The organism is Rhodococcus sp. P3_B8, assembly GCF_056402775.1.
Genome location: NZ_JBFUGT010000021.1, coordinates 34,957 through 57,854 on the forward strand (window position 1 = coordinate 34,957; position 22,898 = coordinate 57,854).

Below are 22,898 nucleotides of genomic sequence, written 5' to 3' on the forward strand. Positions count from 1 at the left end.
TTCGTTTCATTACATGATTGTTATGAAACGAAACGATACGAAAAGGTGAAGCGTGTAGCGTGCTTTACGAAAAGTGTGTAGCGTGCTTTACGAAACAGGTCAGAACCGCAGATGAAGGAGACAGAATGTCGTCGACCTATGCCGCTCACATCGTGACCAGCGACGCCGTCGCTCTCGGCGATCCTGAGATCCTCGTGATGACCGCGCCGGACGATCCCACCGGTGAGGGCTTCGTTGCCCGCTATCCCCTGGCCGCCGACGAAGTCCCAGAGGACGTCCTGGCGGCGAACGGGTGGCGGATCACCAGCGGCGACACGCCCGCGGTCGAGAGTGGCTACAGGATCGTGGATGTCGAGGCCGTCGAATGGGAGCAGATCGTCAAACACGTGACATTCGCCAAGGCGCAGGCGGAGATTGAGGCGGGCCGGCAGGACCTGGCGTGGCGTACCGCGCTCCGCGATGCAATGCGCGACGGTGGTTCAGCTACACGGCTCGCAGGAGCGGCAGGAGTCAGTCGAGAGCGGGTTTACCAGATTCGCGATGGGCGCCGCTGAATGTCCACCGGTTAGATATGCGAATCACCCGTGACATCGTCACTGCAGGCGAGGACGATTAAGGTTGAAACCAACCGGTCTCGACGCTAGCAACCTCGAAGTCTTGGATCGCCTTTAGCTCCGGCGGCATCCGAGGAGATTGCACCCAAAAGGGAATGCTGACTACGAAAGCGGCGAGTACAGAGCAACAGTGATCGCCAAGTCCAGTTCTATTCTTAACAGCAGAGTGGGGGTAGACAGTGGAACAAGACGCTGAGCACGTCTCGTTGCACGACGAGGTCACGACACATGAGGGAGCGACCCCCATAAATGACGACGCCGCCAAGCATGACGTGCCCAAGAATGACGTAACCAAGAATGACGGCTGGGCGTCCGATGCGACGCGTAACACGCTGGCCTTTTTCGCTGTAGTTGTCTCAATTATCTCATTCATCGTTTCGAGTGGGCTATGGGCGCATCAACAAGCCTTACAGAAAGATCAGGTCAACCTGTCGAGCCAGTCGGTCGACACGCAGAAAACACAGCGCGACATACAAAAACTGCAGTACGAATTACAGCAGCAAGGCTTCAGACTCGAGGAACGGCTGGTCGAAAGCACTGGCGTCGTTTTTGAATTCCCAGATGATGTATGGGTGGAAATCGATAACCCGGGCCAGGGTCCTAAAAACAACTCATACTGGGGCAAAGACAAAGGTACCGCCACTTTTTCGGGGACGATCCCGTTTGATGAGTGGACAGGCGTCGGCGTGAAACGTTACTTGGTTGCGAAGGTATGGAATACGGGCGAGAGGACTGCATATCCGAACGAATTCGGCATAGGAACGAGCGAGAAGGGTTACACTCCTGCAGATGAAGGCGCAAGATCGTGCAAGAACGAAGGCGACCAAGCTTTTACGTCGGATGCATGCCCAGAACCTTTCCGCCCTAACGAATGGCGACTTTTTGCGGTTCAGCTCACGGATTCCTACTTGAAGAGAATGAACGAGGATGCACGTCAAGCGGGAATTAGGCTATGTATCGATACGGAGCCGTACGATATTCAATGCGGTACCAAACCCGATATACTGCTTCCACAAATGGAATACAACGTGCCTACTGGCAAGTGATACGGGAATCCTGTTTGATCACCTGCGATTCGCCGTTTGGGGCCATCACCGAAGATGCCTGCGGCCTCGAGCGATCTCCACTGGTGGATGCCCACGCTGCGCAACTGTGTGTCGAGCACAGCATGCGAACAACCTAACGCTTCCAATGACGCCAGCACGTTCGTTGACTCTATGCCCGCGTCCCCCGATTCCAGTCGGTGGCAGTGGCGCAACGGCTCCGTTAGCTGTAGGTCATCGGATCGGTCCTGGTTGGGGGAGTCTCGGATTGGTTCTCGGGTTACCCGCGACAGCGCGACCTGAACCCAACGTGCGAGCCCTAGGCCGACCCCCGATTTCCGCATCAATGTCCCCAGGGTCATCGAGAGGGCTACGATCCGCGGTGTGACGCTCGGCGGTCTCACGATGTCCCTTCTCCGGTTCCCCTACCGACTGCTGCGGGTTCCCCTGCAGTTGGTCGAGGTGATCGCGCAATCCCATCTCGACGAGCAGGCACCCACTCGGCTCGCCTACGAGCGGTTCCTCATCGCCGGCGACCGCGCCGCCGCCTACCTGCTGGACGACGAGAACGCGGCCCGCCGCGCCGWCGCCCTGACTCGACACATCGTCGCCGTCCACCTGCTGATCGCCCGCGARCACCAACGGATCCGACACCGGGGCCTGMTCCTGCTCGACGAGCAGCGGGACCGCTTCTACGCGCGACGACACCACCGGCCGAACGGACACGCTCCCACCTGAGCCCGCCTTCCGTTCCCCCGACACCGTCGCTAGCCTGGGAACCGGTCAGCGCCGTCCGCGAAGGGGAGCCGACCGCCCGGGTGGTGCGTAGCGCAATCTCGCGCAGCCTCAGGGAGTGTCGGGCGGCGCTGGCCGTACGAATCGCGCTCGCGTGCCGAGACGAATGCTGTAGGACCTTCGCCCCTACACACAGGGTGCTAGTTCTGGCATCCTCCGATCGAGGACACCAGTTGTTCGACCCTCCGGCCATCCGCGGTACGGGGACGGTCAGGGTGTCGAGATCGGCCCTCGGTGGGAGGCGCCGCCTCGTCGGCTGCAGGGAGTGAACGACCATGGCGCAGGGCACAGTGCAGTGGTTCAACGGCGAGAAGGGCTTCGGATTCATCAGCCCCGACGACGGCAGCGCCTACCTCTTCGTCCAGTTCTCCGAGATTCAGGGCAGCGGGTACAAGTCACTCGAGGAGAATCAGCGGGTGCAGTTCGAGGTCGGCCGAGGACCGAAAGGGGTTTACGCCCAGAATGTGCGCCCCGTCTGAGCCGATCGGCGCGTCGGACGGGAGGAGCCCGATGCCGGAAGCCACCAACGAACCGATTCATCGCTGGACACGCCTGGTTGTGCGGGTCGAGGCGGAGGAACGTTGCCGGACTAGCAAAGCTCTGACCTGACAAACGAACATGACCGAGGCACCGCCCTTCCCACGCCCCGGGGGCGTCGGACACCGACCAGGGGTGGCGGTGGCAGGTGCTCGAGGCGAGCCTGATCACCGAGACGAATACCTGACTCCCGACCAGCAAGACGCCGGCGAGATGATGATGATCTGCGTGAGTCGCTGCAAAGGAAGAAAACTCGTACTCGACTTGCGACCACGCGCCCGTCAGATCTGCACACTGGACAGACCGACGGGCCACCCCTCCGCAGCGCTCTGACGTGCTACAGCATGAAGTGGACCGTTGCGTCAGAGCTCAGCGAGAGACACCAGCCCATCCTGCAGCGCCCGGATCAACAAGCCTGATTTGTCGGCAACGGGGCGGCCTGCGGCAGCGTACTTCGCCCGGATCCGAATCAGGTGGGTATTGATCGTGCCCAGGCTAATTCCCAGGTCGGCTGCGGCAACGGTCTTCGATTCACTCCGCAGCCACAGGCGAAGAATCTCCAGCTCGCGTGGCGTCAGCGTGGGCCGCTGCTGTGGTTCCCCGACAGTGTCGGGCGTGGGGCCAGGAACAGAATCCATACCGATCTCACCTTCTCGAGCCGCAGCGCTTGCCGCTGGACACACTGTGCGATTCGAGGCGGCACCCCAGCCGGATGGGTCGACACGCAGGCTCACGCCACCGAGGAGTGTCCGTTTTGTCCGTTGTTCACCGCGGTGAACAAACCGTACCCGAAGCCGGTTTCGAGGATGCGTGGGCGATGCTCCAGGGGCGCGTCGCTGACGGTGCCCGGGGAAGATTGGCTATCGTCGGAGGCCTGTAGAACCAAGGGGGTGCGGCGACCATGACATCTTCCACAGTTACCGACGTGTCGACGCTGCTGATGATCGACTCGCAGCATGCACGGGACCGGGACGACGCCTTCTCCGTCATCCCTCGGGCCGACGGCCGCGGGTGGTCGGTCGAGGTTCATATCGCCGGCGTCGCCGACGTCGTGGAACTGGGGTCGGTCGCCGACGAGCAGGCGTTCCTGCGGGCCGAGACCCGGTATCTGCGCAGCCGCACCATTCCGATGCTCGGCGACACAGCCGAACAGGCCGCCACCCTGACCACCGAATCGCGGCGAACCAGCCTGCGGGTCACCGGCACCCTCACCACCGATGGCCGGCTGGTCGATGTCACCGTCGGCCGCGGACAGATCCCGTCGGGCCGGTGCGTGGCCGTCGATCACGCACAGGTGCCTGGCATCCTGACCGACACGGCGCATCCCCTGCACCCCCAGTTGACTGCAGCGGATGCGGCCGCGCAGGTCCTGCTTGGCGCCCGCCGCGACGGCGGTGCCCTGGCGTTCTACGACCTCACCCGCGGCTGGGCGGCGAATGAGGACGGGGCCATCGTGGCGATCGCCGCCGAACTGCGGACCGTCGCCTACGTCATCGTGCAGGAGCTGATGATCGCCACCAACGAGACGGTCGCCCTCTGGTGCGTCGAACAGGGTTTGCCGATCCTCTTCCGCAACCACCGACCCAACCCGGTCGCCGGCAGCACCGACGAGCTGATGCACGAGATCGCCGCCGCGGCCGGGGACCCGGACCTGTTCGCGAAACTGCGTGGCCGCCTGCTGTCGACGCTGCGGGCCGCGACCTACGATCCGACGGTCCACGGACATTACGGTCTCCGTCTCAGCGCCTACAGCCATGTCACCTCCCCGCTGCGGCGGGTGGCCGACCTGATCAACCAGCGGATCATCTTCGCCCACCTCGACCACTCCCCCACCCCCTACACCGGGGAACAGCTCGCAGCCCTCGGCGCGGACCTGAACCGGCGCACCCGCGCCGCCCGGGAGGCGAAGAAGAATCACTTCAAGCACGCCGACCAACGCATCGTCGCCGAACAGGCGGCCACCGCCGATCTCACCGCCCTGGACGGTCGACGATTCCACAAGGTCCTCAAAGCCGAAGCCGCCGGACCGCTTCGGGCCGAACTCGCCGCCGAACTCGCCCGCCGCGTCGACGCCGACCTGATGACCGCCCCGGACGTCGCGGTCCTGATCGACGCCGCCGACCCTACCTGGCGTCCCATCCAGCTCCGCGTCCTGGACACCCTCGCCGACACCCATCCGGAGATGGGCCCCAGCGTGGCGTCGGTGTGGCAGCAAGCCCACCCCGATCAACCTCCCACCGATCTCGAGATCCGGCGCAACGGTGCCGACCACAACCCACTGTTCGCCGCCCGCGCCACCCACCGAGGCATTCGCGGACCGTGGACCACCGCAACCGCGAAGAAGCCGGCCGAACAGGCCGCCCTCTGGGCGGCACTGCGCGCGCAGCTGACCGGCACCGACCACCCCGACACGGAACCGGACTGGCCCACCACTCAGCCATCCCCACATCCAACGACTCCCCCACCGGCGCCGCAGGATTCCGATCCCGCCAAGTCCGTCGAACCACATCGGAAAACCACGCCGGCCGCACTGAATCTGGACGGGGCCAAGAAGTCCAAGGCACTGTCGAACCCCACCGCCTGGCTGATGAGTCTCGCCCAGAACAACCATCAGGCCCCGCCCGAGTGGAAGTTCCACACCGACGGGCCCTCACACGCACCCCACTTCACCGCCACCGTGCACCTCGCCGGCCACACCGCCACCGCCGACGCGACCACGAAAACCGCGGCGAAGACCGCATCCGCCGCCGCGCTCGTCGAGACACTCTTCGCACAGCACTGAACTGACGATGTCCGTTTTGTCTGTTGTTCACCGCGGTGAACAACAGACAAAACGGACATCGTGAGGCGCGTTGGGCGATCCGTACATCATTTCGCCACCCCGCCGCGTGTCGGACCTGCCGCGACCTCCTGGTGCCGTACCGTGCTCTCCGTCCGAAGTAGCCCACACGAGTGGGTGAAGCAAACGGAAAGGGTCCCATGACCATTCATGTCCTTCTCAATCAGAAGGGCGGCGTCGGAAAGAGCACCGTCGCCGTCAATCTCGCCGCCGTCACCGCGGACGTTCTCAACCAGGATGACGATCCCGAGGCCACCTCCCCGGTCGCCGCGGTCTCCGTCGACCCGCAGGGCTCGGCGATCTGGTGGGCGGACCGCCTCGACAACCTGCCGTTTCACGTCGTGCAGGCCCACGACGACCTCAACGGGCTCCGCCAGCTGGGTCAGCTGCCCGGCATCCGCCACGTGTACGTCGACACCCCCGGCTGGATCGACCTCAACGCCGCCGACGACACCTCCGACCCACTCGGTCGCGGACCGGCCGCCGACGCGCTACGAACGGTGCTCGAGGTTGCCGATCATGTCATCGTGCCGATGGAGACCGAACCGCTGTCCTTCGACCCGACCGCCCGGACCATCCGAAAGATCCTCGAGCCCCGCGGAATTCCGTACACCGTGGTGATCAACAACTGGGACCCTCGCGACGGCAAGTCCGATCTCGAGGAAACCAAGGACTTCGTCCGCGCGAACAAGTGGCCACTCGCCAAGACCGTCATCCGGCACTACAAACTGCACGCCCGGGCCAGCGCCGACGGCCTGGTGGTCACCGAATACCCCGCCAACCGGGTGGCGCTGCAGGCCCGGGAGGACTTCTACCGGCTGGCACTGGAACTGCGGATCGACGGTGGTCGGTGATGGCACGCGGCACCCGCACCAACCTCGCGACCCTCGCCGGCGTCGTGGGCGACAACTCCCCCGTCGATCGTCCCCCAGTCGGCGGGACACCGACCAACGTGCCCCTGAGCGAGCTGGCACCGAATCCGCGCAATCCGCGTGATGACCTCGGCGATCTCAGCGATCTGGTCTCGATCACCGGCACCCAACTCCAACCCGCCCTGGTAGTCACCCGGGACGCCTACCTGAAGCTGTATCCAGAAGACGAAACCAAGATCGGGCTCGCCCGATGGGTGGTGATCAACGGGTGCCGGCGCCTTGCCGCCGCCGAAAACTTCGGCCGCCCCAACCTCGACATCGTCGTCAAAGACGAGGTCGCCAAGGACCGGGAGACCCTACTCGCCGCGGCGGTCATCGAGAACGTCGGCCGCCGCGACTTCGACGTCATCGAAGAGGCCAAGGCCGTCGAACTCCTCATCAACGAGTGCGGAACCGTCGACAAGGCGTCCCTCAGGCTCAACAAGTCCAAGGCGTGGATCTCGTACCGMCGATCCTTGCTCAACCTCGCCCCCGAACTGCAAACCGCACTCCGCAAGGGCGAGCTCGCCGTCCGCACCGCCCGCTCACTCGCCCAGGTCCCACCTGAGGCCCAAGTCCAAGCCTGGGCAGCCGAACAACAGCGAGAACACAAGAAGCCCGAGCCGGATCCGACACCTGATCCTGAAAACCGCATGCCAACAAGAACTCCCGTCACCGCGGCGAAGGTCACCCGCACCTTCCGTCGCCTGGAAGCCGACCCAGCCACGCTCGCCGACGCCCTCGTCGACTACCTCGATGCCGACGGATTGAGAACACTGATCCAGGCACTCACCGATCGACACTGATTCGGGATTGGTATTGGTCTGTCCCCCACGGTGACAGCCCAATACCAAGATGCTTGTTGGGAAGCGTTAGGCCGTCCGCACATTTGCGCGGACGGCCTAACGCTTCCGACGACGTCCGTACGTTTCGTCGACTATGCCTGCGTCTACCCATTTCTAGGGACGAGCAGTAGCTGACGGTCGCGGACATCCGCTTCGTCAGCTGTAACCGAGGCCGTTCCAGGAGACGAAAGGGGCTGAGTGCCGTTCTGCGGTCACCGGGGTCCGTTTTGGCCATCCCTATACCGGCCAGACCAAGCTGTTCAGTGCGACCGCCGACCACTGCTCGGCCTTTCGTTACGGGACGCTGTTGCAGGTCACTCGGAAGTTTGTGAAATCGCTGTTGGCAAAGGTGTAGTGAAACAGGGATCGCTCGGTCAGCTGAGTGCCGTCGGAGAACGACCATTTGATCAGTAGCTGACTAGAGTTGGATTCGGCTGGGCCGCTGGTGAGCCCCCCACCACTGGCTCCGGTGGCGGTAACGGTGGGCAAGCCCGGATCGACGGGAGTCCCTGTCACCAGCACCGTGTACCGGAAGTTGAGGCGCTGAACGCCTGCACTCGTGTCGACAGTGCGCACCGAGAAGTTGAAAGTCTCGGTGAGGTTGTACAGCGGCCCATCCGAGCAGTACGAGGCGGGTCCGACACGGTCGGAGGTATCAGTGAAGGTGTCTTCGGTGACCACCGCCGGCTCTGCCTGTGCAGGTAGGGCAACTGCGGCGCTGGGCAGGAGAATCAGGGCTGCCATGGGGAGCGAACGAGCAAGGATGCGAAGGGAACTGCGGATACCAAGATCAGACTTCATGGTGCCTCCTTGGGCGCAAGAGAATCCGCGACGATTTTCCCACTGCATCGGACTATTTGGGGCCGGAATCTTCCTCCGGTAAGGGAGAATTCACGGAATGAGGGGCTCTCCTAGCGCCTACGGCGAAGAGCTGATCGCGACCATGACTTCATCAGGTAACTCGCAGAGGACTCGCCCTGATAGAGCCGGGGGGTGAGCAGTGGCCGCCAACGGTCCCGGCCATCGGCTCCTGAGGCTGTTACCGAACCTGCCGAAGAGGCGAAACGGGCTGAGCGCCTTTCTGCGGTCGCCAGGGTCCGTTTTGGCCTTCGTCAAAACGGACGCGGCTCGAGGCTCGATAGGACTCGTGTGTCAGATGCCCTTGCGTTCTAGGCGGTCAGAGCGGTGGAAGTCCGAATAGCAGATCAAGCCAGACGAGAATCGCGACCCCACCACCGAAAGCGCTAGCGCAAATCAGGGCAGCGCTAGCCAGCAGGTCCGTCAGATTGCGCGGACCGGCTGGGTCGATGGTCCCAGCGGCAGCGTTGGGGCTGGTTGCAATGGTGACCGAGCGTGAAGCGCCGATCCCAGCGACAACGCAACCGACGACGAGGAGGATTGCGCCGACCGCAACCATCCACAGTCCCCACCCGATGGACGCCATACCGCCATTGAGGTCATCATCGGCGATGAAGCTGGACACTCTGGTCAGGTCCACAACAGCCACCACCAGGCTGAGGGCGCCCGACAAGGCAGCCACAACCAGCGGCCATCGGCTGGTCGTCGCAGCCTTGATCAGCAGCACCAATGCAGCGACACATCCCAGTGCCAGTGTGAACATGCCGTCGGCCTGAGTACCGGGAACAGAGATGAACGCCGCGGTCGCCCAGGGCGCGACACTGCTAACAATGATGACGACACTCGCAATCCACGCGACGATGTACCCCGGGAGGTTCACCGACACCAGGGCCGAACTCCTCACCTGCGCAACCATTACACCCGCCTTATCCCTACGAACACCACCACGCACTTCAATCTGGGGCTCGACTTCCTTGGTTCTCGCAGAAGCATATAGAGACGTTCCGACTAGATCGGCGAACCGGATCAGTGCCGGCACGAGTCGTCAGGTTCGATTGCCGACGATCCGGGAGACGGTGAACGACGTGACGCTCAGCGCTGCGCCTGACAGCAGGACGACCCATAGACCCCAGCCAACCGACGTGGCGACCATCGTTTTCATGACTTCCACTTCCCCGCCACTGATCTTCGACGCATCGGCGATGCCTATGACAACGACGATCCCACCGGCGATTGGTGCGACCCAGCGATCGCCGTACTTGGTGAATCCACCCCGCGCGAGAATCGCGAATAGGGCGGCTGCGCCCATTGCAGCAAGGACCAGCGTCAGTAGGCCGTCGCCTTCTGTGCCGGCGGGGCCGACTGAAGTTAGAGTGGGCAAGGCCGCCCAGGGCCCGAGACTGCCGATCACGATTCCCAGGCAGGCGATCATGCCAGCAACCACATTGGGCACGTAGCTCGTCGGAAGGGGGGCCGGAGGTCTTCGTGAGGGCACGCCTACGAAACTTCCGGCGGCGTTGAGATTTACCAGTGGAACGGCTGGTTCCGGACCGTGGGACTCGATGGGCTTGCCGTTAGCGAGCCACCGGTCGACGATGCTGCGTTCAGCATCGCCACCAGGTCGGTTCGATTGATTCGTCACTCGATGGACCGTCTTTCTCTCGGATAGGCCGCACCGCTCCAACGAGCGTTAATCGGATTGTAAAGGCCAGCCCGTGGCCGGCGCCGTCGCTTGCACTATCCACGGTCAAGTCGTCGGCTGCCCGCCCGGCCCAACCGCCTAACGAGCAGGCTGGCGACACAGGCATGTGCAAATATGCTGTCAGACAGGGACTTCCTCCCACTCGTCCATTGATTCCTGATAAGAGCTTTGAAGATCGGGCGGCGCGCGCCCGTGCGACAGCCTTCTACTTCTCACATCCAGCGAGAACGTCCTGCCATGAGACCGAGGACACGTCAATGCGGACGTAGAAGGTGACATTGCGGCCCGCACCCGGCTGATAGCGATTGCGTCCTGCCCGCAGCGTTCCGGGCCATCAGACTTCAGCTGGCGGTGTCGCCCACAACTGGCATGCTCTGCGTGTGGATCATTTGGTGTTGGAGATCGCTCGCGTTCGGACCGAGCTTCCCCTTGTGGAGCCGCAACCAAGCAAGTCGCCAAGTTCATCAGGGAGATCTGAGCCATGAGCAGGAAACGGAGCAGGCCCAAGCGCACGAGCAAGAGTCTTCGGTTGCAGGCGACTGAGCCCCCGAGGATCGAGCCGTGCTCCCGGTGTGGGGCGCCTTACAACTTAAAGCAGTCGAAGGACCCTCTCTGCGGGAAGTGCCGACCGGCTCCCAAGCTGAACAGCTACCGTACCGACGGCGTATCCGACCCGCGAGGCTTCGGCTCACCACGCCGGATCACCACGGTGGTCCGCGGCGGACTGCCGAGATAGCCGAGACGCCAACAATCATCACGCCACGGAGTTGACTCCGCAGCGGCGGAAATCTCCCACCTGGACAAGCCGCAGGTCCGACGTCTGCACGTATTCAGGTGGTGCGGAAGATTTCGTGGAGATGTCATTCGCTCAGATGACATTCGCTCAGATGACATTCGATTGACTGACATTCGAGACAGAGCGTCCAGGGCGGCGATTCAGCAATTCGAGGTATGCGTCCGAAGTCGCGGGCGTAGAAGTCCGGGCTCAGCGTTGCGGCGCCGAAGTACCGGGTCTTGGACTTGACGCTCTGGCGGTGTGGGTATTGGCCGGGTGGGCATGGATCGGCCGGCTGTCGCGCTACCGTTGCCGGCCGTCGGTGGCGTCGTATCGCCGGAGGGGGCAGCCTCGAATTCCTGTGCTTGGGCGAGATCGCGTTCTCGCTGCTCCGCCGCGCGGGTGGGATCGACAAGCAGTAGCGCGTCGTCGTCCCGGGGTTGGATGCATGGTCCGTTGGTAGCAGTGGGCCCGTGTATTTCTCGCCGTCCCAATCCTCAGCAGGCGACGATCCTCGTTCGGCCGCGATTCTCGTCGCGTCAATTCCGCAGTCCGCAAATCGTATGTGGTCGCGGAGGCTCCTTCGCGCTGCTCCGTCGCGCCTGGCATGCCGTACACGGCTGGTCAGCGTGTCGTGGGACCGCCAGCGAATGGTCCAGCGGGTTACGGCAAGATAGCTTCCAGTCAGCCCAACACAGAGGAACCACATGCCCGAGACTGCAGTCGTCTCCACCACCCCGTATGAGAATCCGCGAGTCACGCGTCGATCAGGCAACTCGGTCCCCGTTCTCCTCGGGCAGACCCTCACTGCGGGTGTCCACGGAGCGTTGATCACGGTGGGAAACAACTCATGACCGAAGCGCATCCGAGCACGCTCAATCTGACTCCCTCTCCGCGAATCCTGGAGATGATCGCGGAGGTCGATCTCCAACTTCACCAATGCCTTGGAGAGTTGGTCGACAACGCGCTGGACGAGTTAGTCGAGGCGTCCCGGGCGGATCAGACACTGGAACCACGGATCGATATCACTCTCCCAAAGACCGGCGAGGTCACGAAGGAATCGAAGATTTCGGTCGTCGACAACGGGCGTGGTATGTCAGCCACACAGTTGCAGGACGCGCTCAGCGCGGGGACGTCCGGCAAGCAGCGCTTCGGCAGCCTCGGCTTGTTCGGGATGGGGTTCAACATCGCCACAGCGCGCTTAGGTGCAATAACCGAGGTTCGCACCGGCCGGAGCGGCGATGACCAATGGGTAATCGCCACCATCGACCTCATGGCGATGCAGCGTGAATCCACTTACGTTGTTCCTCTGCGGTACCAAGACAAGGCAAGCGAAGAGCACGGCACCTTAATCACGGTGACGAAGCTCCGCGAGGACATCATTACGCGGCTGAAGGCCACCAAGGCCATTCAGGAGACCGTTGGTCACCTCGGTCGCATCTACACCTTCATGCTGCGTGACCCTCAGGGTGGGCATTCGGGTGCCGAGCTAATGGGCGGTGCGAATCAGCGACTGTACGTGAACAATCGTCCCGCCCCTCCCCACCTGCCCTGTATCTGGGATCCGAGCCGATCCGTTACGTACAAGGGCGCTGAGGTCCCTGCGGCGACCAGGATCAATGTTCCTCTCACCAATGCCTACGCCTGCATGAATTGTGGCCGCTGGTACGGCACCGCCTACGAACAGTGCGTTGACTGCGAGGGCACCGACATCCAGGAGCGTGAGCGTCGAATCTGGGGCTGGCTCGGCATCCAACGTTACGCCGACAAGTCGGACTTCGGTCTGACGTTCTTGCGGCACGGTCGCGCGATCACCTACCAGGACAAGTCTCTGTTCGACTGGGAGACGCCGGACGGCGAGTTCGTACTCGAGTATCCGATCGAACTAGGCATGGGACGGATTGTCGGTGAGATTCACCTCGACCACACGCCTGTAAACGTGCGAAAGAACAACTTCGACAAATCGTCGAGCGAGTGGCGATTCATGGTGGAGAAGATTCGTGGGCCCGAACCACTGCGACCGCAGATCGCGATGCGCCTCGTCGGGCAGAAGAACACGTCGCCGATGAGCAGATTCTTCAACGCCTACCGCGACAACGACCCGGGTCTGCGCTGTCTCACCCCCGGTAACGGCGAGACGGCGATGCATGACACCGCAAGGAAGTGGGGCACGAAGTTTCGAAGGGGCGATCCCGACTTCGAGACTGACGAGAAGTGGTACGAGGCAGCCAAGAACCACGATCGGATCAAGAACGGGCCGCCCCCCGAATCGTCTCCGCCCGATGATGATGACAGCTGGCTGGACGAGGAGGGTCTGTCTCACCTCGGCGAGGACGGCGAGGTGGGCGCGGCTGACTCTGCGGAGGCCGACGAGCCGGAACCGATCAAACCGGAAACCGAGAACGAGCGCTTCGCTCGGTACCAAGAGGCCGCGACTCTCCTGCCGGACACGGACACAGAGGTGCGGCTTGGGACTGCCCAGGCCGTTCTGCGGGTCTACGTCACGTCTGGGGTGGATCTGATCAAGGATGATCGTAAGCAGCCGTACGAGATTCGTATCGTCGCGGGCGAGATCGAGGTGTATGTCGATTCGGGGACTGCGCTGATCTCCCAATACGGTTGGTCGCCGATGAACCTCGCGCTGGTGTGTGCCGCATCCCGCTTGACCAACGTCTACTCATTCGACGGGCCGGTCGAAGAACTCGTGACGTCGATTCTCGAACAGTTTCCTGATCGTCGGGTGGATGCCGCAGCTGTTCGCGCGCGAGCTGAGGCTCTCCTCGAGAATATGCGCGAGCGTCTCGCCGACCTAGCTCCGAAAGACCCGAGCGGCTTCTGGAGTGCGCTCTCTAGTGGTTCAAGGCGCTCCGCCGAAACCATTGCGGTCACCATCGCGCCCGACGTCGATTGGACCGGCGCCATCGACTGCGGCCAGTTCGCCCGATACCTGAGCGCGGAAGGGATCCAGGACCTCGTAACCAACTGCCCGGAACGGGTACTGGACGGGGCGCTCTTCCGCACTACTTACGGTCCGCTCGGCGAGGACACCCAAGCCGAACAGGTAGCACGCGTGGGTGCGCTTCTCGCGGATTTGCGGAGGATGGTTGCCGGACCGGCGACGCACAAGACCCTCGAACTGTCGCGGTTCCTCATGACGGCCGAGCTCCTCGATGCGGAGGTCGTCTCGGCATGACGTTGTCGTTCTTGGACCCCCCGTTCCTTCTCGAAGAAGGGCCGAAGGGATTCACTCGTCAGCTGGAACGGCTACTTGGCTTGATCGCCTTCACCGACGTCGTCAACGTCGACGGCCCTGGCGACAAGGGCGCCGACATTCTCGCCCGGCTACGCGGTGAGGATTGGATCTTCCAGGCGAAGTGGAAGAAGTCGGGCAACGTCGACCTTGACGCGGTGGATGAGGCGCACAACGCGATGAGGCACTACAAGATCCATCGAGCGGTGGTCGTGACCACCCAAGGCTTTACACAGAAGGCCAAGCAACGGGCGCACGCCCTACGAGAAGTCGGAATCAATATCACCCTGTGGGACGGTGGCCGTCTCGCAGCGCTGTATGAGAAAGCCCCCGACAGGGTGAAACCGTTCACTCTGCACCAGTACCAGGACCGTGCGGTTGAGGCTTCATGGGAAGCACTCACCGAATCGGGTGAGGCTCTCGTGTACCTGGCGACCGGTCTCGGAAAAACCGTGGTGGCTGGTCAGGTGCTTAGACGATTCCTACTCGCGAATCCAGGAGCGCAAGTCCTGGTGACGGCACACATGATCGACCTGGTCGAGCAACTCGAACGCGCGATGTGGCGTGACGTCCCGAAGAACGTCCCGACACGGCTCCTGAACGGCTCCTCGAAGCCCAACGCACTACCGGGAGTTACCTTCGGCGTCGCCCCGACGGCTCGCGCGTACATCGAGTCGGGCTACTCACCGGGGCTCATAGTCGTCGACGAGGCCCACCACGTCGGCGAGACCGGCAACTACGCAACGATGCTCGATCTCCTGCCCGGTGCCAAGCGGCTCGGCGTGACCGCAACGCCGTGGCGGGGCGACAAGTACGACATCGAGCAGACCTTCGGGCAACCGGTCGTCCGCGTGTCGATCTCAGAAGGAATGAAGCTCGGATACCTCGCGGACGTGAAGTACCGCGTATTCGCGGACAACATCGACTGGGACTTCGTTCGGGAAGCGTCCGAGAACGGCTACTCCATCAAAGACCTCAATAAACGCCTCTTCATTCCTGAGCGAGACGAGGCAGTTAAGGAAAATCTCGAACGGGTCTGGGACCAGACGACGAGCCCGCGCGCCATCGTCTTCTGTCAAAGTATCCAACACGCCGAGCGCATGCGCGACCTCCTGGCGCTCCGACCCGGATGGGAGAATACGGCGACCCTGCACGCGAATCTGAAGATCCGAGAACGGCGGGAGCGCCTCCTCAAGTTCCGCTCGGGGGAAGTACCGATCTTGGTCGCCGTGGACATCCTCAACGAAGGCGTCGACGTCCCCGACGTGAACATCCTGTGCTTCGCACGGGTGACACACAGTCGACGGATATTCGTCCAACAACTCGGCCGCGGACTTCGGCTGCGGAAAGGGAAGACACACGTCGAGGTGCTCGACTTTGTCAGCGATATCCGGCGTCTCGCAGAACTGTATGACATGCGTGAACAGGTCTCCGAGGATGAGATCGAACAGGTGTCTCTGGGCAGGAACCAATTCGTCTTCGAGGACCTCCACGTGCGGGACCTACTCGAACAGTGGATGGCCGATATCGGCGACCTCGGTGGCGCTGACGACACCGTGCGACTCGAGTTCCCGCCGATCGGAGGGATCTAGTGGCAGCGGCAGCGATACCGCGGGAAGTGCGAAGCGAGGTCATCACGGAACTGGTTCGGCAGTTCGACGCCGCACGTTGGGAGGAATTGTCGGCGTCCGCAGCCAGCGAGATGTACGACCGATTCGTCAAAGACCCGAAGATCGGTGCCCGGCTGGCACCGTTCATGCCCGCCGAGAAGGTGAGAGTCTGGATCAAGGATGGGCCCGCGCATGACTACCGACGAGCATTGGAGGGCGCCGGCCCCATCGCGCCCTTCACGAAAAGGGCATATCCCGGAGCCGAATCCGTAGTGCGACTGGCGCTCGGTGATCAGTGGGTGCTCATGCCGGACACTTTGCAGATAAAGCCCATGCGATGCTTCGCCGAGGATCGCAAAGGACAGTCGATGTTTGTAATCTGGGGCCCACTCAGCGCAATCCAGGCACTGATCTGGAATTCTTGTCTGATCCGTGCCGAAGACCCACTGAAGCCGATCACCGTTGTCATCACGAAGCCGAATAGTGCCCCGCTTCCCGAGAACGACTGGAGATCGGTCAAGGCGCTCAGCAATATCGTCGATGCGGACTGCAAGCAGGTCACCTACGCGGTTGGCCGGAAGCCTGGAGCTTAGACCATATGCAGTGAGCGGTTCAGCGGACGCTGGTCCTCGGTCTCACTCCGAGGGACCATAGCTGTTGCTGCTACTTGTCTTGGACAAGGCGCTCATTCCAGGCGGGAGCGGAGGTATTCCGTGATGTCGTCCTGGATGTGTTCGGCGGTGTCGCTTTCGCGTCTGGATTTCAGTTTCTGCGCCCATTCGCGACCAGGATGAAGCACGTCCCAGCGGCTGACTTCTCCCGCGTGTCGGCCTGCCCCTGGGTCGTGGTTGCCGAAGCCGTCAACGATTCGGTTCCACACCGGTGCCGTGCGTGCGATGAGGACGTTCTCGCCGAGCGGGATCCAGATCGGCTCGACGACTAGCCACCGGCACCAGAAGTCCTCGATGTTGAGGTTGGTGGCCTTCTCGACGGTTCCGGCGTGCTCCTTCAAACGGGAGCTGAGCACTGTGCCCTTCGTCGGCTTCTCCGGATCCGCGACGATGAGTCCGCCTTTGCGTCCGCCTTTCGGGATTGCCTTGCCTACATAGATTGGCTGCTCGAACTTGTTGTCCCGGTTGCGCTCCGCGAGCATCTGGTACGCGGCGAAGTCACCTGTGTAGTAGATCGCGTAAAGCCCGGCGCCCTGGAATCTGGGCACCGCCCCAAGCGGTGTGGGATCGGTGTCGAGCATCGCTGTCGTGATGCTGAGGCCGAGGTTGTGCATGTCGAGTGGATTGAAGGAGTTCATCACGGTCAAGCGGTGGCATGCTTCTTAGTCGTGCCGACGCTGCGTTCCTTGGCAGCGGCGCGGAGGTCGGCGACCGCGATGTGCTCAGCCACGCTACCCGCGACCTTTTGCGCGAGCAGGACGGGCACGGCGTTGCCGAGCTGGCGCATGGCTTCGCCCCACGCGCCGTGCAGCTGGTACCGGTCTGGGAAGGTCTGCAGACGCGCGGACTCCCGAATGGTGAAATAACGCACGGACCCGTCGGGTCGACGGAGCATGTTCTCACCGCCAGGAACGCCGTGGCCGCCCGCCTTCAACGCTTTCGCCGGAAGATCGATCGGACTGCCTGTGTGACCCGGGTACGTACGTGCGCCCGGCTGCAGAACGTGGTTCAAATGCTTCTTGTCGCCGCCGACCTTCGGCTCAGGCAAGTCGCTAATGGCGTCGCGCACGGTTCGCCAGGGTCTCTCGGCTGGTGTGCCCGCTTTTGCGAGGGCCTTAACACGGTTAGCCGCACGTGCGGGCATCTCTTCGCGCCGAGACTTGGGCACCTTGTGGCGCTCCCAGTATTCGCCGGACACCCACTGCGAGTACAAAAGCGCGTCGTATGAGTGGGTCGCCGTCGGGAACGACCACTCAGCGTCGAGGTCCGACCGGAATCCGACGATGAAGACACGCCAACGCTGCTGAGGCACTCCATAGTCGGCGGCGTTCACGAGCGTGGGGGCGACGTTGTACGTCAGCTCGTCGGAACGCGTGGAGGTGTGGTCACTCTGCAGGCGGTGCAGGTGATCCACCCACGTCTCGCCCTCGTGGCTTACGAGGTCCGGATGCGCCAGTCGGAGCTGGATGTATTGGAAGTAGTTCGCGAAAGCGCTGCGCGTGAGTCCTCGGACGTTTTCGACGATGAACGCCTTCGGTCGGAGCTGACGAATGACCTCGGCAGTCGCTGGGAACATGTCCCGAGCGTCGTCGGCTGCGCGCGCCTTCCCGCCCATGGAGAACGGCTGGCATGGGGGCCCACCCGCCACGAGATCGACGGAGTCCCCCAACGCCGACCAGTCAACGCCGCGAACGTCACCTTCGACGACGTCCCAGTCGGCGACGAGTGGGTAGTTGCGGTCGCGGTTCTCGCGGACGGTGTCGCACGCCCACCGGTCCCACTCGACAACCTTCGCCGGTGAGAATCCGGCTAGCTCACAACCTAGCGCGAGGCCGCCGGCCCCGGCGAACAGTTCCACGGATTTCACGCATGTAATTTAGCGCGGGCGGGGGAGGGATTTCACCAGACCCAGGTGACACGCCGCGCGACACGCTGATTAATCTTCGATCCCTTGTTCGATCAGTCTCCACACAAGGTCGTCGTCGAGCATGTCGAGTCCGTCGACTGGGATGGAGTCCTCCGCGCAGTACCTCGCCATACGGTACGCGATTCCATCGACGTCGAAGGCACTCGACTCCATGCCGTGGAACTTTAATGTGTACTCGATACAACTCACGGCCTCACGATGCAGGCGTTCGAACGCGTTCACGGCGTTAGGCATGGTACTCCTCGGGGCCCGGGGCAGGAGTGACGGTGGGACGCGGTGCCACATCCACTCGACGTAGCGTAGAAGCCGTGGTCGAGTCGTGGGCGTCAACCCCCGCTGTACGACGTGTCATGCAGGGGAACAAGGGGCGCGACACGAAGCCGGAGCTCGCGCTCCGACGTGCCCTCCACGCCATGGGCTTGCGGTATCGGGTGTGTGCTCGCCCGGTCTCAGAAATCCGGCGCAAAGTAGACATCGTCTTCGGTCCAGCACGTGTCGCCGTCGAGGTGCGCGGCTGCTTCTGGCATGGATGCCCGGAGCACTATCGCCCGTCAACGAAGAACCAAGAGTTCTGGGCGAACAAGGTCGCGGAGAATGTCGCGCGGGATCGGGACACTGACCGACGACTGTCGGACGTGGGATGGCTGGTGCTGGTGGTCTGGGAGCACGAGGACGTCGCTGCTGCGGCTCAGCGCGTCGCGGCGGTCGTGCACGAACGACGTCAGGCGAGACGTAGTGACGAACGGTGAAGCCCCGGCGGTGCGGCGTGGTGTCAGCCGAACCGGCTTTTCACAAGGTCGGTAATCATATTGACGTCGGCGCGGGCCATGGTCATATCCCAATCAATTCCGAGGTCGCCGGCCACTTGTTGCGCCCAGAGGTGGACGACGGTCGGCGGCTTGCCGAGTTCTGCCGCGAGCGCGGGAACCCACTCGGTCAGTTTCGTTGTTGTAGGAGGAGGCCGTGGGAGGTGACGGCGACCGTAGGGTGTAAACCGACTGGCGTCGTCGTTCGTGGCATCAGCGTGTTGCTCGAAATTGGCGGCATCGTCGCGCTCCATGGCCAACCTCACCTCCCGGACGGATAGGTATAGGCGTTTGYTGGTTCGCCCAATAACCAAGCGCATCGCGCTCCACTGCAGCCCACAGATTCCTATTCAGGATAGTGCTCAGGAGGTAGTCACCCCGAAGGTGCCACATCGATGCAGCCCCGTTTTTCGAGGGGTGAGCAAGATCGGACGGCCGCCGGTGCACCCCGCAGCCGACCAAATCCCAGTGCCACCGAACTCACCCGGCGCCCGATATCACTATTCGAGTTCGACCGTTAGAGTCTTTTGGATGCAAAACCCAACCTGTCGATCACGCCAGAGCGGGAAGCTTTCGTGTGGACACTGACAGCGCTGATGCCGTCTCCGGTGGCGTCCAGACCGAAGATCTCCTCACCCGGGCGGTGATCGAGGCCATCACGGCAGGCAGGTCGTGGGCGCACATCGCTACGCAACTCGGGGTTCCACCTCCAGCTACCCGCGATCACCTCGCAGTGACGGATCGGGACTGGCAGGAGGCAATCGTCGCTCATGAGAATGCCCGGGCAGCACGGCTCAATGGCCAGACCTGGACCCGACGGTCGTAGACGAGACATCGAGAGAGTCTGCGAATCCGCGCATCGCCAGATGCCGGTTCAGGATTGCAGATCACCTGGCGTCAGACCTTCGCGAGAGACACCAGCCCGTCCTGCAGCGCCCGGACCAACAATCCGGACTTGTCTGCAACAGGACGCCCGAGGGTGGCGTACTTCGCTCGGATCCGGGAACGTGTGGGTGTTGATCGTGCCCAAACTGATTCCCAGTTCGGATGCGGCAACGGACTTCGATTCGATGCGCAGCCACAGGCGAAGAATTTCCAGCTCGCGCGGAGACAGCGCGGGCCGCCGCCGCAGCCCCGCGCCGGCTTCAGGCAAGGCCCCACGAACTCACCTTCTCGAGCCGGAGGTGGTACTACTGCTGGACGCACACTTCGTCCGGGTTATGTCCGCAGCGAGACCCTGGCCCTGCGGTGCCCGAGGTCGTTGCCACGGCGAGACCGGCCCCCGTGCCCCACCAGCTCCGGGCCTCAGAGGACAGGCCGGGTAACGCCACGGAACCCCAGGTCACAGCAACCTCATGCGACATTTCACTGACCCTGCCCTATAGATTAGATCGATGGCACTGAAGGCAAATGGTTACCAGATCATCGGCACTTCCTTAAGCGGGTCGGGTCCGATTAGCGATATCATCCACCTCGAACTCGATGACGGTCTATCGGTGTTGTACGGGCTCAATGGTGCCGGTAAGAGCCACGTACTTCGAGCGCTGGCGGACTGCCTCTTGGGAAATAAGGGGGGTGAATACGCCGGGATACACATCCAGCTGGACGACGCGCCACCCAATTCTTACGCAACTTTCCCACGGCAGATCGACCAAGTTCTCAACGCAGCGATCAAGCATGAGCGTGGAGATATGTTTTCTTCGTACTCATTTGATGAGCACGAAATCCTGGATAGCGAATATCGGGAGTCTAGCGATGACGAACTTTCGATCGACGAAAAGCTCTTCAAATTGATTGAGCTGAGGGCTTCGCACCACGGCTTCAGTAGCGAGACAAAGCAAGCGCTAAACGACCTAATCCAACATCGTCGATTCACTCTACATCCAGATGGCGACGGCACGTGGTCTTTATGGCTTGCCGCTGGAGTATCTGACAGCACGCTTGCTTCAAATTTACTAGCGACGGTGCCTGAAAGTTTAGATACCTTCTACCGAGGAGTTTTTGCAGACGAACCCGACAGCGACCGCTACACTCATCCACTTGTTCCGATTTTAATCGCGATGAATTACGCTACGCGTTTTCCTACGACTGGCACAGGCGAAACCCCGCAGGCCCATATCGAATGGCCAAATTGGCTGCAGGTACCAGTTTTCAGCATCGGGAAGGGCATTACCTTAATGCCAGCCACGGCCATAGACGCCGCGGTTGACACAAGTCAGCTTAATGTTGACACGCTGGTAGCGATCACTGGCGTAACGCCCAGACCTTCAAATAAGCGCGCTCCGATGATCGCAGCGACAAGCAGAGATACCATTGAGTTAGCATCCGAAATAGAAACTCGAAAATTGCAAATCGAAAGAGATTGCAACTCCTTTTTTTCCCTCATGCTCATTCCTTCTCCTACTATCCGGTTCAATCTTTGTACCGCCGACGAATTACTCTTAGGCGAACGCCCACGGTGGGAATTTTCAGTCTCGTCCAGCCCGGACCGATGGCTCTCCATCGAGAACCTTTCCACGGCCCAACTTCGCTGGGCTCAATACAGTATCCGGCTCGCAATCGCCCACAGAGACGAGGCCCCCGTGGTATTCGTATGCGATGAGCCTGAGCTTGGACTGCATCGCTTGGCGGAACGCCGTGTTGCAGCCGGTCTCATGGAACTGGCCCAAAAGGGACAAATGAGCGTACTGGCCGCGACTCACTCGTCATTTGTACTAGACAATGCGAAGGCGACCAAGATACTGACGTACCGCGACAAGAACGGCGCAGGCGCAACAAGGGTTCGGCCTCTGACCTACAGCCTGCTCGACTCGTTTGATATCGACTTAAGCGTTGTCCAGTTGGGGTTGCAGTTTTCCGACTTAATCCAATTGATGAATGTTGCAGTCGTAGTAGAGGGTCTGCACGATGAAGTTGTCTTGAAGAGCCTTCTTCGACCACACCTCGATAAAGCTGCAGCAGGAATTTTCCCTATGCGTGGCGCGAAAAATGCAAAGTCTCTCGTGGAAGCCAAGTTGCTATTTATGGCGACCAATGCGCGGGTGTTGGTTGTTCTCGACAACCTAGACAACCAAATAATTTCTGGACACTGGAAAGCGATCTGCGACGCAGCAGATGGGGGCGATCTCGATGAGGCGAGGCGCAAGGTCGGTGGTCTTCTGAGTTTGAAGGGAGTAGACGAAGCGAGATACTTAGCCGAACTCGCGACCGCAGCTCTTGATACGGGAAACATCTCTCGAGTAGAAATATTCGGACTTTCGCAGCCCGATATTGTCTGCTACCTGCCAGAATCAGATTTATTGACAAATTCAACGCAAAGCTGGGAGATGTTAATTCGACGATGGAAGAACGATGCACCCCCGGCGGGGCCAAGCAATATCAAGAAATTCTTGAACAAAATCGGATGTCTTCCGCAACCTAATTCTGAGGAGCTGAATTCCGCGATCACCAGTGCAGCATTATCTGCCGCCGAAACACCCGCAAACCTCAATCCCGAGCTAATAAGGCTAGGCGAGCGGATCGTATCGTTGGCCACTCACGAGCGATAGCCACTACACCCGCGATGCGTAAGCTGGGCGATCGCAGCTCAAGGTCGCCGGTCATGGCCTCTGGCAGCTGTTACCGAGCCCGGCCGAGGAGGCAAAATGGGTTGAGCGCCATTCTGCGGCCATCGGAGTCCGTTTTGGCCATGGCCATACCGGTACACCGGAGAACG

The 22,898-nt window shown here is 61.8% G+C and carries 22 protein-coding genes and 1 pseudogene; 14 read left to right on the forward strand and 9 right to left on the reverse strand.

Translation table 11 applies throughout. From position 1 onward, the window contains the following. Positions 1-125 precede the first annotated feature (125 nt). From AC1D1G_RS11260 to AC1D1G_RS11275, 4 genes are all read left to right on the forward strand, one after another. Positions 126-554, forward strand: coding sequence for a hypothetical protein (locus AC1D1G_RS11260; RefSeq protein ID WP_477952156.1), 429 nt, complete (start codon positions 126-128; stop codon positions 552-554). A gap of 239 nt (positions 555-793) precedes the next feature. Beyond that, positions 794-1,660 carry a hypothetical protein gene (locus tag AC1D1G_RS11265; RefSeq protein ID WP_477952157.1) on the forward strand — a complete coding sequence of 289 codons (867 nt, stop codon included), beginning with the start codon at positions 794-796 and terminating at the stop codon, positions 1,658-1,660. A 381-nt stretch (positions 1,661-2,041) separates the two neighbouring features. Then, complete coding sequence (locus tag AC1D1G_RS11270; protein WP_477952158.1) at positions 2,042-2,395, forward strand: hypothetical protein; 354 nt, start codon at positions 2,042-2,044, stop codon at positions 2,393-2,395. 332 nt (positions 2,396-2,727) lie between these two features. Next, positions 2,728-2,931: a cold-shock protein gene (locus tag AC1D1G_RS11275; protein ID WP_477952159.1), complete on the forward strand. Its 204-nt coding sequence runs from the start codon at positions 2,728-2,730 to the stop codon at positions 2,929-2,931. Positions 2,932-3,351: 420 nt separating this feature from the next. Here AC1D1G_RS11275 and AC1D1G_RS11280 read toward each other — a convergent pair whose 3' ends face one another. Then, entirely contained in the window at positions 3,352-3,627 is a 276-nt protein-coding gene (locus AC1D1G_RS11280; RefSeq protein WP_477952161.1) for a response regulator transcription factor, read from the reverse strand. A gap of 263 nt (positions 3,628-3,890) precedes the next feature. Here AC1D1G_RS11280 and AC1D1G_RS11285 point away from each other — a divergent pair, with 263 nt between their 5' ends. The 3 genes from AC1D1G_RS11285 (at position 3,891) to AC1D1G_RS11295 (ending at position 7,545) form a co-directional block, all read left to right on the forward strand. Beyond that, positions 3,891-5,771: an RNB domain-containing ribonuclease gene (locus AC1D1G_RS11285; RefSeq protein ID WP_477952162.1), complete on the forward strand. Its 1,881-nt coding sequence runs from the start codon at positions 3,891-3,893 to the stop codon at positions 5,769-5,771. A 197-nt stretch (positions 5,772-5,968) separates the two neighbouring features. Next, positions 5,969-6,682, forward strand: coding sequence for a ParA family protein (locus AC1D1G_RS11290; protein ID WP_005249351.1), 714 nt, complete (start codon positions 5,969-5,971; stop codon positions 6,680-6,682). Further along, positions 6,682-7,545, forward strand: coding sequence for a ParB/RepB/Spo0J family partition protein (locus AC1D1G_RS11295; protein WP_477952163.1), 864 nt, complete (start codon positions 6,682-6,684; stop codon positions 7,543-7,545). Before AC1D1G_RS11290 ends, AC1D1G_RS11295 begins: the two co-directional genes overlap by 1 nt. 333 nt (positions 7,546-7,878) lie before the next feature. On the opposite strand, the gene AC1D1G_RS11300 is transcribed toward AC1D1G_RS11295, so the two are convergent. From AC1D1G_RS11300 to AC1D1G_RS11310, 3 genes are all read right to left on the reverse strand, one after another. Further along, positions 7,879-8,385, reverse strand: a complete 507-nt coding sequence (locus AC1D1G_RS11300) for a hypothetical protein (protein ID WP_477952165.1) — start codon at positions 8,383-8,385, stop codon at positions 7,879-7,881. 376 nt (positions 8,386-8,761) lie between these two features. Beyond that, positions 8,762-9,358 carry a hypothetical protein gene (locus tag AC1D1G_RS11305; RefSeq protein WP_477952166.1) on the reverse strand — a complete coding sequence of 199 codons (597 nt, stop codon included), beginning with the start codon at positions 9,356-9,358 and terminating at the stop codon, positions 8,762-8,764. Positions 9,359-9,487: 129 nt separating this feature from the next. Continuing rightward, the gene (locus AC1D1G_RS11310) at positions 9,488-9,895 is read right to left on the reverse strand and encodes a hypothetical protein (RefSeq protein WP_477952167.1); all 408 of its coding nucleotides are present in this window, start codon (positions 9,893-9,895) and stop codon (positions 9,488-9,490) included. A gap of 1,731 nt (positions 9,896-11,626) precedes the next feature. Here AC1D1G_RS11310 and AC1D1G_RS11315 point away from each other — a divergent pair. From AC1D1G_RS11315 to AC1D1G_RS11330, 4 genes are read left to right on the forward strand one after another with little or no spacing between them, the layout of a single operon-like run. Next, positions 11,627-11,773, forward strand: a complete 147-nt coding sequence (locus AC1D1G_RS11315; RefSeq protein WP_477952168.1) for a hypothetical protein — start codon at positions 11,627-11,629, stop codon at positions 11,771-11,773. After that, positions 11,770-14,112 (forward strand): ATP-binding protein, encoded by a 2,343-nt coding sequence (locus AC1D1G_RS11320; protein ID WP_477952169.1) that lies wholly within the window; start codon positions 11,770-11,772, stop codon positions 14,110-14,112. The genes AC1D1G_RS11315 and AC1D1G_RS11320 overlap by 4 nt, the downstream gene beginning before the upstream one ends. Beyond that, entirely contained in the window at positions 14,109-15,761 is a 1,653-nt protein-coding gene (locus tag AC1D1G_RS11325) for a restriction endonuclease (RefSeq protein WP_477952171.1), read from the forward strand. The genes AC1D1G_RS11320 and AC1D1G_RS11325 overlap by 4 nt, the downstream gene beginning before the upstream one ends. After that, the gene (locus tag AC1D1G_RS11330; RefSeq protein WP_477952173.1) at positions 15,761-16,372 is read left to right on the forward strand and encodes a hypothetical protein; all 612 of its coding nucleotides are present in this window, start codon (positions 15,761-15,763) and stop codon (positions 16,370-16,372) included. The genes AC1D1G_RS11325 and AC1D1G_RS11330 overlap by 1 nt, the downstream gene beginning before the upstream one ends. 92 nt (positions 16,373-16,464) lie before the next feature. Here the strand turns inward: AC1D1G_RS11330 and AC1D1G_RS11335 are convergent, their stop codons facing one another. The 3 genes from AC1D1G_RS11335 to AC1D1G_RS11345 form a co-directional block, all read right to left on the reverse strand. Then, on the reverse strand, positions 16,465-17,088 hold the full coding sequence (locus AC1D1G_RS11335; protein WP_477952194.1) for an Eco29kI family restriction endonuclease: 624 nt from the start codon (positions 17,086-17,088) through the stop codon (positions 16,465-16,467). A 5-nt stretch (positions 17,089-17,093) separates the two neighbouring features. After that, the gene (locus tag AC1D1G_RS11340) at positions 17,094-18,317 is read right to left on the reverse strand and encodes a DNA cytosine methyltransferase (protein ID WP_477952175.1); all 1,224 of its coding nucleotides are present in this window, start codon (positions 18,315-18,317) and stop codon (positions 17,094-17,096) included. 69 nt (positions 18,318-18,386) lie between these two features. Next, on the reverse strand, positions 18,387-18,611 hold the full coding sequence (locus AC1D1G_RS11345) for a hypothetical protein (RefSeq protein ID WP_477952176.1): 225 nt from the start codon (positions 18,609-18,611) through the stop codon (positions 18,387-18,389). Positions 18,612-18,685: 74 nt separating this feature from the next. On the opposite strand from AC1D1G_RS11345, the gene AC1D1G_RS11350 reads away from it, so the two are divergent. Beyond that, positions 18,686-19,126, forward strand: coding sequence for a very short patch repair endonuclease (locus AC1D1G_RS11350; protein WP_477952177.1), 441 nt, complete (start codon positions 18,686-18,688; stop codon positions 19,124-19,126). Between the two features lie 23 nt (positions 19,127-19,149). Here AC1D1G_RS11350 and AC1D1G_RS11355 read toward each other — a convergent pair whose 3' ends face one another. Then, positions 19,150-19,437, reverse strand: a complete 288-nt coding sequence (locus tag AC1D1G_RS11355) for a hypothetical protein (protein WP_477952178.1) — start codon at positions 19,435-19,437, stop codon at positions 19,150-19,152. 323 nt (positions 19,438-19,760) lie between these two features. Between AC1D1G_RS11355 and AC1D1G_RS11360 the strand changes: the two genes are divergently transcribed. Then, complete coding sequence (locus tag AC1D1G_RS11360; RefSeq protein ID WP_477952179.1) at positions 19,761-20,009, forward strand: hypothetical protein; 249 nt, start codon at positions 19,761-19,763, stop codon at positions 20,007-20,009. Between the two features lie 71 nt (positions 20,010-20,080). Here AC1D1G_RS11360 and AC1D1G_RS11365 read toward each other — a convergent pair. Further along, positions 20,081-20,336, reverse strand: a pseudogene (locus AC1D1G_RS11365) (response regulator transcription factor). Positions 20,337-20,577: 241 nt separating this feature from the next. On the opposite strand from AC1D1G_RS11365, the gene AC1D1G_RS11370 reads away from it, so the two are divergent. After that, positions 20,578-22,731 (forward strand): AAA family ATPase, encoded by a 2,154-nt coding sequence (locus tag AC1D1G_RS11370; RefSeq protein WP_477952180.1) that lies wholly within the window; start codon positions 20,578-20,580, stop codon positions 22,729-22,731. Positions 22,732-22,898: the final 167 nt, after the last annotated feature.

What these genes read in the sequence shown, in the direction of transcription:
- AC1D1G_RS11285 (WP_477952162.1), top strand. Translation starts at nt 3,891, where the DNA reads ATGACATCTTCCACAGTTACCGACGTGTCGACGCTGCTGATGATCGAC.
- AC1D1G_RS11300 (WP_477952165.1), bottom strand. Translation starts at nt 8,385, where the DNA reads ATGAAGTCTGATCTTGGTATCCGCAGTTCCCTTCGCATCCTTGCTCGT.
- AC1D1G_RS11305 (WP_477952166.1), bottom strand. Translation starts at nt 9,358, where the DNA reads ATGGTTGCGCAGGTGAGGAGTTCGGCCCTGGTGTCGGTGAACCTCCCG.
- AC1D1G_RS11335 (WP_477952194.1), bottom strand. Translation starts at nt 17,088, where the DNA reads ATGAACTCCTTCAATCCACTCGACATGCACAACCTCGGCCTCAGCATC.
- AC1D1G_RS11345 (WP_477952176.1), bottom strand. Translation starts at nt 18,611, where the DNA reads ATGCCTAACGCCGTGAACGCGTTCGAACGCCTGCATCGTGAGGCCGTG.
- AC1D1G_RS11320 (WP_477952169.1), top strand. Translation starts at nt 11,770, where the DNA reads ATGACCGAAGCGCATCCGAGCACGCTCAATCTGACTCCCTCTCCGCGA.
- AC1D1G_RS11355 (WP_477952178.1), bottom strand. Translation starts at nt 19,437, where the DNA reads ATGGAGCGCGACGATGCCGCCAATTTCGAGCAACACGCTGATGCCACG.
- AC1D1G_RS11315 (WP_477952168.1), top strand. Translation starts at nt 11,627, where the DNA reads ATGCCCGAGACTGCAGTCGTCTCCACCACCCCGTATGAGAATCCGCGA.
- AC1D1G_RS11275 (WP_477952159.1), top strand. Translation starts at nt 2,728, where the DNA reads ATGGCGCAGGGCACAGTGCAGTGGTTCAACGGCGAGAAGGGCTTCGGA.
- AC1D1G_RS11260 (WP_477952156.1), top strand. Translation starts at nt 126, where the DNA reads ATGTCGTCGACCTATGCCGCTCACATCGTGACCAGCGACGCCGTCGCT.
- AC1D1G_RS11370 (WP_477952180.1), top strand. Translation starts at nt 20,578, where the DNA reads ATGGCACTGAAGGCAAATGGTTACCAGATCATCGGCACTTCCTTAAGC.
- AC1D1G_RS11280 (WP_477952161.1), bottom strand. Translation starts at nt 3,627, where the DNA reads ATGGATTCTGTTCCTGGCCCCACGCCCGACACTGTCGGGGAACCACAG.
- AC1D1G_RS11325 (WP_477952171.1), top strand. Translation starts at nt 14,109, where the DNA reads ATGACGTTGTCGTTCTTGGACCCCCCGTTCCTTCTCGAAGAAGGGCCG.
- AC1D1G_RS11290 (WP_005249351.1), top strand. Translation starts at nt 5,969, where the DNA reads ATGACCATTCATGTCCTTCTCAATCAGAAGGGCGGCGTCGGAAAGAGC.